General features: G+C 35.3%; 20 protein-coding genes. 4 read left to right on the top strand and 16 right to left on the bottom strand.

The genetic code is table 11. The features are described 5' to 3' along the window. Positions 1–55: 55 nt before the first annotated feature. Positions 56–454, bottom strand: a complete 399-nt coding sequence (locus ACZZZK_RS07600) for an META domain-containing protein (protein WP_082455125.1) — start codon at positions 452–454, stop codon at positions 56–58. A gap of 360 nt (positions 455–814) precedes the next feature. Between ACZZZK_RS07600 and ACZZZK_RS07595 the strand changes: the two genes are divergently transcribed. Beyond that, the gene (locus ACZZZK_RS07595; protein WP_463483618.1) at positions 815–1354 is read left to right on the top strand and encodes a hypothetical protein; all 540 of its coding nucleotides are present in this window, start codon (positions 815–817) and stop codon (positions 1352–1354) included. A 69-nt stretch (positions 1355–1423) separates the two neighbouring features. Here ACZZZK_RS07595 and ACZZZK_RS07590 read toward each other — a convergent pair whose 3' ends face one another. Continuing rightward, the gene (locus ACZZZK_RS07590) at positions 1424–1954 is read right to left on the bottom strand and encodes a GNAT family N-acetyltransferase (RefSeq protein WP_463483617.1); all 531 of its coding nucleotides are present in this window, start codon (positions 1952–1954) and stop codon (positions 1424–1426) included. A gap of 137 nt (positions 1955–2091) precedes the next feature. On the opposite strand from ACZZZK_RS07590, the gene ACZZZK_RS07585 reads away from it, so the two are divergent. After that, on the top strand, positions 2092–2883 hold the full coding sequence (locus tag ACZZZK_RS07585) for a hypothetical protein (RefSeq protein WP_463483616.1): 792 nt from the start codon (positions 2092–2094) through the stop codon (positions 2881–2883). Between the two features lie 59 nt (positions 2884–2942). On the opposite strand, the gene ACZZZK_RS07580 is transcribed toward ACZZZK_RS07585, so the two are convergent. The 10 genes from ACZZZK_RS07580 to ACZZZK_RS07535 form a co-directional block, all read right to left on the bottom strand. Beyond that, the gene (locus ACZZZK_RS07580; protein WP_463483615.1) at positions 2943–3551 is read right to left on the bottom strand and encodes an alpha-ketoglutarate-dependent dioxygenase AlkB family protein; all 609 of its coding nucleotides are present in this window, start codon (positions 3549–3551) and stop codon (positions 2943–2945) included. A gap of 15 nt (positions 3552–3566) precedes the next feature. Continuing rightward, on the bottom strand, positions 3567–3941 hold the full coding sequence (locus tag ACZZZK_RS07575) for an iron chaperone (RefSeq protein WP_463483614.1): 375 nt from the start codon (positions 3939–3941) through the stop codon (positions 3567–3569). A 98-nt stretch (positions 3942–4039) separates the two neighbouring features. Then, positions 4040–4606, bottom strand: coding sequence for a DUF4256 domain-containing protein (locus ACZZZK_RS07570; RefSeq protein ID WP_463483613.1), 567 nt, complete (start codon positions 4604–4606; stop codon positions 4040–4042). A gap of 166 nt (positions 4607–4772) precedes the next feature. Beyond that, on the bottom strand, positions 4773–5510 hold the full coding sequence (locus tag ACZZZK_RS07565; protein ID WP_463483612.1) for an SDR family oxidoreductase: 738 nt from the start codon (positions 5508–5510) through the stop codon (positions 4773–4775). 76 nt (positions 5511–5586) lie between these two features. Next, positions 5587–6156 (bottom strand): Crp/Fnr family transcriptional regulator, encoded by a 570-nt coding sequence (locus tag ACZZZK_RS07560; RefSeq protein WP_463483611.1) that lies wholly within the window; start codon positions 6154–6156, stop codon positions 5587–5589. Between the two features lie 136 nt (positions 6157–6292). After that, a complete protein-coding gene (gene arr / locus ACZZZK_RS07555) occupies positions 6293–6724 on the bottom strand; it encodes an NAD(+)--rifampin ADP-ribosyltransferase (RefSeq protein WP_463483610.1) in 432 nt (143 codons plus the stop codon). Positions 6725–6770: 46 nt separating this feature from the next. Next, positions 6771–7310: an STM3941 family protein gene (locus ACZZZK_RS07550; protein WP_463483609.1), complete on the bottom strand. Its 540-nt coding sequence runs from the start codon at positions 7308–7310 to the stop codon at positions 6771–6773. 2 nt (positions 7311–7312) lie between these two features. Further along, positions 7313–7924 carry a hypothetical protein gene (locus tag ACZZZK_RS07545; protein ID WP_463483608.1) on the bottom strand — a complete coding sequence of 204 codons (612 nt, stop codon included), beginning with the start codon at positions 7922–7924 and terminating at the stop codon, positions 7313–7315. Positions 7925–8048: 124 nt separating this feature from the next. Further along, entirely contained in the window at positions 8049–8705 is a 657-nt protein-coding gene (locus tag ACZZZK_RS07540) for a hypothetical protein (protein ID WP_463483607.1), read from the bottom strand. A gap of 19 nt (positions 8706–8724) precedes the next feature. Further along, a complete protein-coding gene (locus ACZZZK_RS07535) occupies positions 8725–9216 on the bottom strand; it encodes a hypothetical protein (RefSeq protein WP_463483606.1) in 492 nt (163 codons plus the stop codon). 42 nt (positions 9217–9258) lie between these two features. On the opposite strand from ACZZZK_RS07535, the gene ACZZZK_RS07530 reads away from it, so the two are divergent. Next, positions 9259–9558, top strand: a complete 300-nt coding sequence (locus ACZZZK_RS07530; RefSeq protein WP_463483605.1) for a hypothetical protein — start codon at positions 9259–9261, stop codon at positions 9556–9558. Between the two features lie 192 nt (positions 9559–9750). Here the strand turns inward: ACZZZK_RS07530 and ACZZZK_RS07525 are convergent, their stop codons facing one another. The 3 genes from ACZZZK_RS07525 to ACZZZK_RS07515 form a co-directional block, all read right to left on the bottom strand. Further along, positions 9751–11019, bottom strand: a complete 1269-nt coding sequence (locus tag ACZZZK_RS07525) for a tetratricopeptide repeat protein (RefSeq protein ID WP_463483604.1) — start codon at positions 11017–11019, stop codon at positions 9751–9753. Positions 11020–11081: 62 nt separating this feature from the next. Beyond that, complete coding sequence (locus ACZZZK_RS07520; RefSeq protein WP_463483603.1) at positions 11082–11519, bottom strand: VOC family protein; 438 nt, start codon at positions 11517–11519, stop codon at positions 11082–11084. 35 nt (positions 11520–11554) lie between these two features. Continuing rightward, positions 11555–11920, bottom strand: a complete 366-nt coding sequence (locus ACZZZK_RS07515) for a hypothetical protein (protein WP_463483602.1) — start codon at positions 11918–11920, stop codon at positions 11555–11557. 237 nt (positions 11921–12157) lie between these two features. Between ACZZZK_RS07515 and ACZZZK_RS07510 the strand changes: the two genes are divergently transcribed. Beyond that, entirely contained in the window at positions 12158–12502 is a 345-nt protein-coding gene (locus tag ACZZZK_RS07510) for a single-stranded DNA-binding protein (protein WP_463483601.1), read from the top strand. A 58-nt stretch (positions 12503–12560) separates the two neighbouring features. Here ACZZZK_RS07510 and ACZZZK_RS07505 read toward each other — a convergent pair whose 3' ends face one another. Further along, on the bottom strand, positions 12561–14609 hold the full coding sequence (locus ACZZZK_RS07505) for a TonB-dependent receptor (RefSeq protein WP_463483600.1): 2049 nt from the start codon (positions 14607–14609) through the stop codon (positions 12561–12563). Positions 14610–14650 lie beyond the last annotated feature (41 nt).

Genomic DNA, 14650 nt, shown 5'->3' with positions numbered 1-14650 from the left:
AGCCCGAAAATACTAAAAAAGGTTCATTTCGGGCTTTTGAATATTTAAAATGTTGCTAATCTATTTTACTAAAAACCAACAGCTTTTGTGTACCGTTTGATAAGGTAAGTTGATTATTTTCAATTTTTGCGGCATTAACCTGATTAATTGCTTGTAAATAAGCACGCTCAGCAGCGTCGGTTTCCTGACAAAACATTTTGGTGCTAAATAAATTTTTAAGCATAATTTTATTATCAACTACCTCTGCCTTACCGCCATAGTTATTGCAAAAAGATTTGCCAGTTACTTTTAAACTGTCGCCGAAGTTTAAAGTTGCCTTTGTTGTGGTTGGTAAAGTTAAACCTGGTAGTTCAGTGAGTTCCCATTTGGTTTGAGTCAATTTATTTTGGTCAAATTTTTCTAAACAAGCACTAAATAGGCACACCACCAGGCAACAAATAAGTAAATTTTTCATGGATTTTTATTTTTCAAAATTGACATCAAAAACTAAACCAAGATCATAGTTGCGCAATTAATATTGTTTGGTTTAAGAAAGCTGGATTCTACCTTTGAGGCAAGAATTTGTAAAACCATACTGCGCAAAGATTACAGTTGATGTCGTTGCTTTAGGGTTGCCCAACAAACGGCTGAAAAATGATAAGCCCTGCTAATCCGAATAGCTGTCAAGAATTTGTGTATGTTCCAGCTGAATATCTAAAATTCACTGCCTTATAATTTTAAACTATAGAGAGATTAATTAATTTTGAGCTGATACGGGTTGGTTTGAACAATTTTTAATTATACCCTTAAAAGCGCTTATCATAAATAAAAAACAGTGATTGACATTAAATATATTTTAAAAGAAGAGGATTTTTTACAGGCCAATCTGTACTTCTTCAAAAAGGAAGGAAAACTAAAACAAATCATCCTCAGAACTTGGCTAGCCTATTTGTTTATTATTTCCATTATCATTGGATTTCTCGTTTGGAAAGAAGAAATGCTGATGGCTTTAGTGCTTGTTTGTATTTTGGCAATCATTACATTTTTTCATTCGGGTAGGATGAGAAAACATTATTTTCACTATTATAAAAAGAAAGTAAAGGTGTATGAGAGTAGATTTTTTAAGGAAGTAAAGTTGAAAGTTACGGATACTCACTTACATAACGAAAGCGTTGCTGGGCAATCTAATGTGTTCTTAGCTCAAATTAGTTCTATCGATGAAACTCAGAATTATTTCTTTATTAAATTAAAATTTGAAGGATTAATCATTCCAAAAAGTGAACTAAATAATGTTAGCGAATTGAGGAATGATTTAATTGAGCTTGCCAAAAAAGTGAATGTACAATATCAGGAAGATTTAAATTGGAAATGGTAAGGAATTGATCGCTCGAGGAAGATTTTTTTAGACGAGAGGTCAAGTTACCTTCCGCTTACTTAAAAAACTTCAGTTCTGTTCAGATTTTTCCACTTTCAACCAGTGATGTGCTCTCCCATGGTAATCGAAAATGTTGATTTTTTGCAAGCCCAACTTTTCTAAAACTTTTATTGAAGCTATATTTTCTATATCGGCAATACCAATAATTTCGTTTAGTTTTAAGATATCAAAGCCGTATTTCATCGATGCTTGAGCAGATTCAGTAGCATAGCCTTTACCCCAAAATTTCTTGATGAAACGATAACCGAGGTCATAATAATTGCAATGGTTATTATAAGTTTCTTTAATTAATTTTAAACCGCTCCAGCCCACAAATTGATTGGAATCTTTTTCAATTACTGCCCAACGGCCAATGCCGTTTTCAATATACTGCTGCTGAATGTAGGCGATATCGGCCAAACTTTGTTCGGGGGTCAACACTGGTTTGTTGCCTAAAAACTGATGTACGGCAGGGTCGCTGTCTAAGTCAAACATTCCTTGTGCATCAGTTTCTTGCAATTCGCGAAGAATTAGTCTTTCTGTTTCTATCGTAACACTCATTTTTCTAAATTTAGTTAGTTTTCAATAGAATGCAATCATGTATTTTTTTTGTTAATCAGAAATTTAATTCATTGGGTTTTAATTTTAAAGCAACAAAAGATGATAAATTAGCCAAAAAATTAAAGCTATTCCTTTTTATGAAAAACACACTATTTGCTCTTTTTCTATCGGTTATTTTATTTGGCTGTACGGGCGGAGGGCTCGAAAAAACCCTAACATCAAAAGCATTTGCTGATCAAGATGATTTTAATGAATTTCCCAAATTTAAGGATAAGATTTTGGCTATCGAAGATGTTTACGATAAGAATCCGGATAGCTCTGGTGGCTTTACGGTTAAATTAAAAGATACTGCGTTATACATTCAAGATGGATCGAAACCTCTGGCCAAAAAATATCAGGATGCCCGATTTATCAACTCACAAAAAACTGCAGTGTTGGTACAAATAGCAGATGGTGCCGGAAAAATATCGCCATTCTATATCATCACACTTAAAGATGGGTTACCAATGGCGGTAGCATTATCAATGCCTTCAAAAGGGGCTAAGGATAAAGATTTTGCCAAAGGTTTGGAAGAAATCACCCGGACAACGGTAGTGGTAAATAACGATTTTGTGGTGGCTACTGTGCGTGGAAAGGTTTATCCTATTAAAAGACAAAATCCATCAGAACTGATTCAGGGTAACTTCATTTTATATTCTGCTGATAAATCGACACTTGTTTTCGCAGTTGATAAAGGGTTATACCAGGTAAATTATTTAACGGGTGAAACTATGACTTTACCAGTTCCTGCAAAGGTGTTAAACTCTGAAACTATGGTGAGAGAGATTCAACAAAATTATAGCTGGGAGAAAAACAGTCGCGGCACTTCGTTTTTGAAAGCAAACCCCGATGATGACCGCATTGTAGACATCAGAGAATTTAAACACTAAGTCTTTAATGGTTTCATCTGATGAAATAAACAACTAGAAAGTTTTTATCAGATGATTCATTAAACAACCATCGTTCTAAAGGTCAAATTGATTCGGGGTTTAGTTACTTTTTTGCTCGGCGGTAAGCGGTGTAACCAAAAGGTTTGGGTTTCGTCTTTCATCACCAATAAACTGCCGTGTTCCAAAAAAGTGGTGATCGTTTCTTTGGTCTGCTTATGCTTAAATAAAAATCTTCTCTCGGCACCAAAACTCATAGAGGCGATGGCGGTATTTTTTCCCAAAGTTTTTTCATCATCGCTGTGGTAGGCCATTCCTTCATCGCCATTATGGTACAAGTTTAACAGGCACGAATTAAATTTGGTGCCTGTTTTTTGTTCTGCAATGGCTTTAAGCTCCAATAAAGAATTAGTCCATGGAAGCGCATGTTTAGTGGCATTTGAATAGGTGTAAGCGTAACCCTCATCGCCATACCAAGCTACCTTTCGTTTGGTAATAATGTGTTTGCCCATAATAAAAGCTTCGTCATTTTTCCACTCGATGGTGTGCATTAACTCGTTAAAATATTCGTTGGCAATTTCAGGCGTAAATAACTTGCCGAAATAATTTACGGTACCACTATGAGGCAATAAATTTTGATCGGGATCTCTATTGGTATTAAATAAATCCATTAAGTGCCACTCAGTTTATTTTTTAGATTTTAGCTTTGCTTTTGCCAAATTTTGGATAACGCTAAACTTGGTTATTCTGCTAATTAAATCCAAAGGTAAGGGTTTATCTAGAGGAAATTGAACTGACCCTTTTGCGCTTTTGTAGTTTGAGATTTCCTCCTTAAAAGCTTCAATGCCGCCGTTTCCCGGATAAAAGCCTATATGGTTTTTATAACCTGCATAATGCACCAGGTTTCCATACAAATCGAAGGTAGGAATGGCGTAACTAATTTTTTCTTTGGCTTCTGGGGCGGCTTCCTTTATGGTTTCTCTAACTAGCTGTAGTTTTTCCTGGGTTTCTGTCGGAAAGTTAGCGATGTATTGGTCTATTTCTGGGTTAACGTTGCTCATTCTTTGCTTAATTTGATAGCTGAAATTACAACCAATCGTAAATAAATAGATAGTGTAAAAATGGCAAATTTTATTGGTGGTTGCGACAAATTATACTTTTAAACCCTCAACAAGCCACGAAATCCTCTGGCAGCATAGTATGATTCTGCTCCGTTGTGGTAGGTAAAAACTTTGTTGTATCGCCTATCGCAAAATAGGGCGCCACCAAGTTTTCTGATCTCTTCTGGCGTTTTAATCCAACTGGAGGTTTTTAAATCGAAATTGCCCAATTCTTGTAATCGGCGATATTGCTCTTCGGTTAGTAATTCTATTCCCATTTCGCTGGCTACATCCATCGCATTGTTTTGTGGCTTGTTTTCTTTTCTCGATTCCCAGGCTTTTAAATCGTAACACAAACTTCTTCTTGCTTTAGGGCTTTCAGCAGCACAATCAACATAAAGAAACTCGCCAGTTTCTTCATCATAACCAATAATATCTGGCTCACCGCTAGTAACTTCCATTTCATTAAGCGACCATAATTTTTCAGGTTGTGCATCAAGCTTCGATATAACATCTGCCCATGATAAACCTTCATGTCTATTCATGTTCTTTTCGAAGCGTTGTTTTAAAATATTTAATAGTTCGTTACGCTGTTCTTCGGATAGCTTTTTAGTCGTGGTGCTCATTTTTATTTGGTTGCAATAGTGATTAGATTGCAAATAAAATTAGTCAAATTATCTTTAGTGCAAAATGGAAAATTGTGATGGTTAAGAAAAATGCAGAGAACTTAAGAAAATAAAAAGTCCAATAGTTACACCTACTATTGGACGCAAAACCATCACTAAATGATGTTTACCAGGGGCTTATGCCTGTTTCATCTTCAATATCATTACTGTAAAACTGACCAGTTGGTTCATCTTCATCGGTAAGGGTATGTTTAACAATAAAACTTGCTGCGCTTTCTACTGTACCTGGCCCATTATGATGGTTAAAGTCGGTAGCAGTATAACCTGGATCAATTACATTTACTTTGAAAGGCAAGTCTTTCAACTCGTAAGCCAATACAATTGTGTAGGCATTTAAAGCAGCTTTGGAGGTACCGTATGCTGCAGTTTTTACCGGATAGTATTTCCAAGTTGGGTCGCTATGAAGGGTTAATGATCCAAGACCAGATGTAATGTTGCTAATCCTCGGACTATCCGATTTTTTAAGGAGTGGTAAAAATGCTTGTGTAACCTGAATCACACCAAAAAAATTGGTATCGAAAACATCTTTGATTTCCGAAATTGAAGTTTCTGTGGCTGTTTGTGGGCTTACACCAAGAATGCCGGCATTATTGATCAAAATATCCAATTTGCCCTGTTCATTTTCGATGAGATTTTTAGCCGCAATAATAGAATCTGTATCTAAAACATCTATTTCGATGGCCTTAATGTTTTGAAAGCCCTTTTCAGCAAGTTCATTTGCTATTGCTTCTCCTTTTTGAAGGGAGCGACTTCCTAAATAAACAAATATTCCTTGTTGAGATAACTGTTTAACAGTTTCCAATCCTATGCTTCTGTTTGCTCCTGTAATTAATGCTGATTTCATTTTTATCTTTTTTAATTTGATGATGTAAAACTGCAGGTTTTATTGATGAAATCATTTGCCATTTGGCAAAAAGTAGCTATCGTATATTTTTTCTTATCCTACTTAGTGATGATTGGGTTATGCCAAGGTAGGAGGCAATATAGGAAAGCGGTACGCGGTTAACTAATGTTGGGTAAATTTCCATAAATTTTAAATAACGGGTTGTACCGTCTTCTGATACCAATGGACTTCGTCGCTCTACTTTTAACATCAGCGCTCTTGCAATAATTTTATGTACGATGGTATCCCAACCCACAATGGTTTGTAGGAGTTCTAACCAGTCTTTTCTCTCAAAAACCATCATTTTACAATCGGTTACTGCCTGTACGTAAGCGCTGGAACAAATTTGATTATCAAAACTTTCTAAATCTACCACCAGATTGTTTTCTTCAATGAAGTATTTGGTTACTTCTTCGCCCTTATTATTGTAATAGCAAACTCTTAAAATACCCTCTGTAATAAAACCTACCTGTCGGGAAATTTTGCCAGCTTCGGAGAAATAATCATCCTTTTTGATTTCGACTACCAACAATTTTGACGCAATGAAATCAATTTGTTGTTGGTTCAGGTTGCCAAATCTCAAGATAAAATCAAAAAGTTGTTTCATGTGTGCAAGATAGATAAATCAAGGTTCACAAGAATTGCCATTTGACAAAAATGACTGACAGATATTATTATCGTTTTGTGTAATGATGTTATTAAATCCCGAAAGGGAAATAATTAGTTAAGGAACAATGTGCAAACTAATCTTCAATAGCATCTATTCCCTTTTCCTTTAAAGCAGCCAACGCTGTTTTCATTGCCGCAACCTGCTCTTTTGGATGGCTTTGCCAAGTGGTAACCTCTCCAACCACTTTAAAGGGATGTTTAGAACGATAAGATTTAGTTGGATTTCCCTTGAATTTTTTATCAGTTAAATTTGGATCATCTTCAATAGAACCGGTTGGTTCTACCAAATAAATCCTTTCTTTTCCATCACCTAAAGCAAGTTCGGCTCCCCAAACCGCTGCATCTAACGTAGCGGATAAATAAATGTATCTGGCTTCTGTTTGCTTGCCGTAATTGGAATTCAAGCCAACTTTTATGAAGTCGCCAAGTTTTAAATCGGCCTTGGTTCCATGAAAAAATGTTTGTGTAAATGCCGTATGAATAGTTTCAGGTTTGATCGTTTCCATTGTTATCAAGTTAGATTCAATGATTGAATTTTGTGGCCAATTTTTTTTAGTTTGTTTTTTCTTTCAAGCGTTCTTGTAATAACTTTTCTAACTCATCAAAATTGCATTTCAAAGTATTCGGACTTATCGAAAGCGGTGTTCCGTAATTATTCATATTCCCTTCCATCATTTTTTTCTTTATTCCTTTTGCATTGTTTAAAGCAATAGCTGGATCTTTAACAAAAACAAGCAGAAATTTTGAATTTTCGTAGGTTGCCGTCTTTATTTCTGTTATCTCATTCCAATTAATAAACCCAATGCTTAAAATTCCAGAATTGTCCGTAACTCCATTGTCATCAATGATAAGGCCGATTTTATTGTTAAAGATTTTTTTTGCTCCGTAAAAGGTAAGCCAGGCAAACACTAGAACCACTAATACACTAACAAGTCGATTTAACATTGGGTTTTGGAACAAAAGGAAAACGGTAGTTTTAGCTGTTTCTTCGGCCTCAATAAAAAGCCAAATTCCCGTTAACACAACTAAAAATGTAAATGCTACACTGAATATCAGTTTTGTTTTATTCAGGGGTATTTCAATTTTATCCATATCTATTTATTTATTGTTATTTCAGGTAGTTGAAATTTCCCTGCTAAATTTATTAATTCAACTCTATGTGCTTTAAGTTTTAGAATAAAGTTGTTAGCGTCTTTTCCATAAGCCCTATCACTCACAGCAAAAAGCAAAACACAGTTTTGCCCATTCTTTTCTGTAATTGATTTATACCGATAAACATTTCTTTCTACTATGCTTAAATATTTCCCGTCTGGTGTATTTGTACTGACCAAAAAATCGAGAATCACTTCACCATTTTTTTCAAATATTTCATAATTCACAATAGGATTGGTTTCTTTCATTTTTTTTAGGTCAGCAACTTTTGCAGCAACAACATCATTAATTTTTGTCATCCCTGTTAAGGCCTCAACTATAATTAATCTTTTAAACTTCTCTATTTTGTCATCTTGTTTTAAATATTCTTGCTTATAATAGTTGCCTGATGGGTGAGCGCTCCAAGCCAAATGATAAGCCACATTATCAAACATTATTGTGTTTTTGGTACCCAAATAATTTATTGGTTTACTTTGTTGTCCAAAACCTGCCAAAGATATTAGCAGTGTAAACATTAGTGTTGTGAGGGTTTTAGAGAGAGTTGTATATTTCATTTTTGTTTGGTGTTTAAAGTTGCAGCTTAAGGTTTAATTTAAAAGTCTCTGATTTTTCAATTCATGCCGTCTGATGCAAGCTTTCCGTTCGCTGTTATTTCTTAGTTAGCTAAGTTTTGTAACATTACTTCAAATTTTTATCCAGGTAATTTTTCAAATCTATCACATAGCCACTGTAAAAATTTTCGATAGTCGCTTTATTCATCGGATTTACTATTTTCCCTTGTGCATCAAAAATGCTTTCTGGATAAGCCAGTTTTAGCTCTCTAACAGTTTGGTATATAGAAGATTTTTTTTGGTTCGAAGCCTGCACAAAAACATATTCGTTAAAAGGAACATCATTTTCAGATACCACAATATCATCTGGATTGATGTTCAGTTTGGCATTGAAAATACTAGAGTATATTTTTGATGTGATGCCTAGATTTACCTTTACCTCCCCATTTTGAGGCACAATATTAACGTAAGTAAGGGCAACCAAATCTGCCATACACTTTTCCATCGTACAAATTGTTGCAAAGTCTCGATAATATAAATAGTCGCTATTTTCACTTTCTATTTTTAACCTAGGCCTTTCTTTTAAATACTGATGGATGGCGAGCATTAGTTGTTTTTGTGATTTCCCTGTATACGGTAATACCACTTCCTTTTTGTTGTTAAGTGGTTTTATCATCAAACCATAGGCGTCTTTGGTTAAAACAATTTCAAAGTATTTTTCTTGTGATTGTGCAGCGGTAGCAACTATTACAAAGCCAATAACTGATAAGATTTTTATAAGCATTTTTACGTTATTTAATAGGTTAATTGCTTTTATAACTCCAGTCTATTTTTGTGATGATATTGTTTTTCCCAACGTAAACGGTTGTGGTTTCTGTATTGGTAACAAGATGGCGACTATCTATCGTATTTTTACTGCCTGTCACTACCGTTTGTCCATATCCATTAGTAGCTGTCTTGATATACCCAGGTTCGTAAATACCAGCGATATAACTGCTTATGTTTTCATAAACGGAAACCGTTCCACCATCGCCATCGGGGAAAGACCGAGACGGAGCACCCCATTTTTTAATTAACTCTGAATATTTTACGCCCACCCAAGATTTTTTCCACTCTTCTTTTTTGTAATATTCTCTTTGAATATAAGCGTAATGGCTGTCGTTCTTATAGCGTTCTGCCAATGCTTCCTTCATATTTTTACTGATTTTAACATCCTCTTTGTCTTGACCAGATACATTCAAGCCAAAGAATATTAAAGATAAAGTGCAGAATAGTTTGGTTATGGTTGTTATCATTATTGTTCGGTTTTTTACGTTTTTATTGATGATTATAAAGTGATGGCTAACATGCAGACATTGGTATTGGCGATCATCCCTGGCCCCGAAGCAAAAATACAAGCTGAGCTTCGTGTATTTGCTTGTTCGCAATTACCGCTAACTTTTCAGGACTTTGCGATGGTGGGCAATCCCTGCCTGACTGCTGGGAAGCAAAAATCTTCAACTTTGCACAAAAGTTCAATCGAAGCATTGCCATTGAATTTAGTAATGAACCCGCCAGAAGCAAAACCCTTATTGTTGGTAGTTTTTAATTCGATCTGTTTGGTTTTTCTTCCACTAAACCAAATGCAAAACATTTAAGATTCATTTGTACTTAACTTGTTAGTTACATTTGTGTTTTCAAAAGGTCTGATTACAATACCGATTTAGCTGAATTAAAAATATATAAATTAATTACGCTCATTAGCTTGTTTATTCTTATGCAGGGCGAATATTATTCTTTTACTACAGATCACTGGAAAGAGCATACAAAAAATTAGATTGGGGCGGTAATTACCAATCACATCCTTTAATTAAACCTTTTGATAATCCTATTTTTTTAATTTCACCATCTTTTTTAATCTCAACAAATCTTTCTACACGCTCACTTCGCTCAACTACATAATCCTGATCTTGATAATAATTTGTTATTACCTGGCCATTGTTATTCGACCCAGTGTAAACTCGGTTGGTTTTTAGTTGATTAAAATTATGGATCATCTGGATAAAATATTTTCCCGGTTTTAATCCTTCGAAGGCAAATCTTCCATCCCCATCAGTAAATGCCTCAATAGCGTATTTATTCGCTTCTTTTGACATATAAACCGATGCTTTTTTACCTTCTTTCTTTTCCCTTAGTGCATACCATTCTTGCAGATACGGCGTAACAGGGAATAGTATGACTTTAGTACCTGCAGCTGTAAATATTCGATTATCAATTTTTGAACAAGCTCTACCTTCAATTCTAGATAAACCGCGGCTTAATGCTGATTGAGCAAGCGCTGCATCAAAAGTTCCCTGTGGATAAATAGAACGTTTTGTGTTTGCGGATGTGGCCGAAATTTTGCCACCCAAATCGCTATATTTTTTCCGATCTAGATCTGCTAATTTGGTGTTGCCGATGGCGTCATAACAATAGGCACGACCAGTATAAGCCAAAAGATATTTTGGGTCAATTTCTATTGCTTTTGTATAGTATGTAATAGCCTGGCTAAAGTTCTCCTTAGTGCTGTATACATAACCAACATTATTATATCCAGTGGCATCTTTGGGCAATAACTTAATGGACATTTGATAATCGGCAAGTGCTAAGTCAGGCTTTTCCAAATCAAAATAAATATTACCCCGAAAAACGTATAACTCTGGGTATTGTTTACCGCCCAATTCAATAGCTTTTGTATAATTTATAACGGCCAATTCATAATTCTTTTGAATTTCGTAAATGATACCCTGATTTTTATAAACGGCAGGTTCTTTTGGGTTCAATTGGATAACTTTTGCATAGTCTGCAAATGCCTCAGTATACTGCTCTTTTTTCTTGTAACAAACACCACGGCTTAAATAAGCATCTAAAAATTTAGGATTAAGCGCTATTGCTTTGGTGTAATCGGCAATGGCCAGATCATATTTCTGATCCTCATAATATTTATTGCCTCGGTTATAGAATGCATCTGATGTTCGAGGATTTTGTTTAGTAGTACCATTCTGAGCTAAGATTATATTGATATTAGCGATTAATATGGTAACCATTAAAATAGAAAATTTGATTAATTTTTTATGCATAGTATAGGTTATTTGAGTTACCTACTTGAATTTATCAGTTGTTATTAAAGCCTTCTTATTTGTTACATTGGGTTCTCATCAAAATTCACCATCCAATTAATGCCAAATTGATCAGTAAACATCCCAAAATAAGCACCCCAAAAAGTATGATTCATTAGCATGGTTATTTGTCCATCCGCAGATAGTCCTTCAAAAAGTTTATCGGCTTCCGCTTTGCTTTCTGCATTTATAGATATAGAATAATTGTTGCCCTGTTTAAAGCTCGCTGCCCATTCGCCACCCGTATCGCTACCCATTAAACAAGTTTCTTTACTTATTGGAAGCATAACATGCATCACTTTGTTGCCATCCGCTTCGTTCCTAGCGGGTTGTCCTTCTTGTTGGGGCATCTCGTTAAATTTGCCAATGTATGTAAAATCGCCCCCAAAAACGGAGCGGTAGAAATTGAACGCATCTTCGCAATTGCCATCAAAAGTGAGGTAAACATTTACTGTTGCCATATCTGAATATTTGATTGGATTATTAAATTAAGAGCTTAAGATAACCACAACTTTTCTTCGCGTTTTACTAACAGAAGTTCCTCTTCGCTCAAAAATAAAAAGCCATACTCATAACAAAAATGATAAGTATTGCCAGTTTGGGTTTGGTAAGTATGGGTATGGTATTCGAAATTAAAACCAGCCGATGCCAGTTTCTTTTTCATGGTTTTTACTTTGCCGTTTGGATTGAGTGAGGCTAAAATGGTTCGATTTTTTTTTAAAATCAGGTTAATCTTCTTAATTACAATCGTATCATCACTTTTGGTGTGATTATTATAATTATTTCTGCAAGCATCGTCGCAAAATTTTTTATCGGCCCTACCTACAAGAGGTTTGCCACAATCTAAACAGGAGCGGTCCATAATAATTTGTTAAGTTTATTACGGGATGATGTTTTAAAAATACTAATTAATTACATTTTACCTAAATAAATAATCCATTTCGATTGATTTCTATTGACATTTATCCGTTTTTAAGCGTTTATAACCGACTATAATTATTTAAAAACCGAATAACTTTTGAGCACCTTCTCACCTTTGTTCTGTCGGTAGTCGTGGTGACTATTGTTCGTTAAACATCAATACTTAAATTTTATTATCATGGAAAGTGCAATTAACAAAGTAGTATTAAGCGGATTTGCAGGAGCAGATGCAGACTTCAAAAATTTATCAGGAAATCAAAAACTAGCAAAAGTTAACTTAGCTGTTAATGAGTATTTCAAAAATTCCTCAGGCGAGGAAGTGAAAAAAACGCAATGGTTCAATCTTACCTTCTGGAATGCTAAAGCAGAATTGGCTTTAGCCCAAATTAAAAAGGGAACTAAGATTACCGTTGAAGGTAGGTTGCAAACAGGAAGTTATGAAGCAAAAGATGGTTCAAAAAGATTTACCACCGATATAGTAGTAAGTGAGTTAGTGGTACAAGAAATAGAAATAGCCAATTAGCATAAAGAAAACTGAAATGCTGAGCTTAGCAAATCGGCATTTCAATTTTAATTTGCAACTAGAGTTTTAAAGCGGTGCCGATATAGAAATTTATCCCAGCGGCTGGGTTGTAAAATCGGTTACCTACTGCGTTTAAATCATTTCCTAAACTATATTTTTGGTTAAACAGGTTATTAATTCCTACAAAAAGATCTGAATCGAGTTTTCCAATTTTTAATTTATTGATGCCAGTTTTTATTTCTACGAGGTTATATTTCTCTGCAAAAGCAGCATTGCTATCGTTAAGCGGTATGGCGGAAGTATAGTTATGCTGAGCAAAAAGATAAATTCTCTTTTTGAACTCCATCAGCAAACTGCTCACCAGTACATTCGCAGGCACTCCGGTCAATCTGTTGCCAGAAAAATTTAAATTTCCATTCTGAAAATCCCTAAATCTGAAATGGTTGTAAGTATAATTGCTTCTAAATTGAATGCCGCTAACCAGTGAAATATCGCTTTTCCAAACCCAAAGTGATGTTTCCAATTCAACGCCTTGCTGTTTGGTTCCTCCAGCGTTAATAAAGTATTCCGTATCATTTGCATTCAATCTTCTTACAATGGCATCTTGTAACTCGAACTGAAAAATATTTGCATTCGCATAAAAGCGGTTGTTTTTACTGTTAAAGCGCAAACCAGCTTCATAATTCCAGCCTAGCTCGGCTTGGAGGTTATTATTTATGTTGTTGTCTGAGGCCCGAACTTCGGCAATAGTAGGTGGCGAATAACCTTTGCTAACGGATGCTCTTAACGAAACTGACTTACTTAATAAATAGGAGGCTGCAATTTTTGGCATTACCTGGTTACGGAATTTGCGTTTTTGTACTTCAATAGGAATTGGGAAAACGCTTTCGTATTTATAATTGAAGAAATTAATACTTGTAGCCAGCTCCAACAAAAGTTTTCTCTTAATGTCAAAATTTATCCTGGCAAAGGCAAAATCCTGGTTCGCTTTTAACCGGTCGAATGCTTGCAGATTGGAAGGCTCGCCTGCGCTATTGTCAAAATTTTTAATTTGTGTTTTAGTTTTAGCAGTTTCAGCACCAAGCTGTGCATTCCATTTAACATCTTTTTCCGATTCGGCATATTCAACGAAAGTTCTCAATCCTAATGTACTTTCATAACGTTTTTCATAGTTGGTTATAAATGGGTTTTTGAAATCGGTGTATGAGGTGAAAAGGGAAATGACATGTTTAAATTTTGGTGCAATTTGATAGCTATTGGTAAGGCCGGCTAGCGTTGATTTATTGAATATACCTGCTTTTTGGGCAATCGCTCCGGGTAATGTGGCTGTTGCGGGTCTTGCCGATCTGGGGTTTTGCTCCAGCTGCTGAAAGGTAAGTCCGCCAGGAGTATTGTAATTTAAGTCGCTGTAAAATGCAAAAAGTTTTAAGCTTCCCTTATTGTAATCTAATTGATGTGCCGTTTGAAAGTATTTCCGGCTCATGTCGCTATTTTCTCGATATCCATCGCTCCGTTGATAACCCTGGAAAATACTGAAACTGTATTTTTTAAATTGATGCTGAACTTGAGCAGTTTGATGAAATAATCCATAAGACCCGGCAGTAACTGTTGCGTTAACCTTATTTGTATTTTCATCAGTTGAAGAAATTAATACTGCTCCGCCTGTATTGGCGCCAAAGATATTAGCTTCAGGCCCTTTGTAAATTTCAACTGATTGCAAAGCCAAAGGATCAATTGAATTTAAATAGGTATTTCCTCCTGCATCTGTGAGTGGAATTTCGTCTAGATAAATTTTGATGTTCCTGATCCCAAAAGGTGATCGCAATAAACTTCCGCGTAGCGATAAGCGATAACTGCCAGGCGATCTTTCTTCCATCCGTACACCGGTAACGGAATTGAATGCACTTACCAGCGAAGAATGTTGCTGGTTTTTCAGTTGGTTGCTATCGAGTAAATTTACCGCTGAAACTGATCTTAACAAGGGCTGCTTATTGTAGTAGCCTTTTACAACAACTTCTTCAAGTTTTTTAGCGGTATCAATTGGAATATTTTGTGCACCAACTTTTAAGATAAAAACTACTAAAATTAAAAATAGAAACGATTTCAATACGTGATGATTTGGAATAAAAAGCAATTCGCAGATAAAGC

The sequence above is a fragment of the Pedobacter sp. AC163 genome (assembly GCF_979258665.1).
This window is presented reverse-complemented; position numbering and strand designations above follow the sequence as displayed.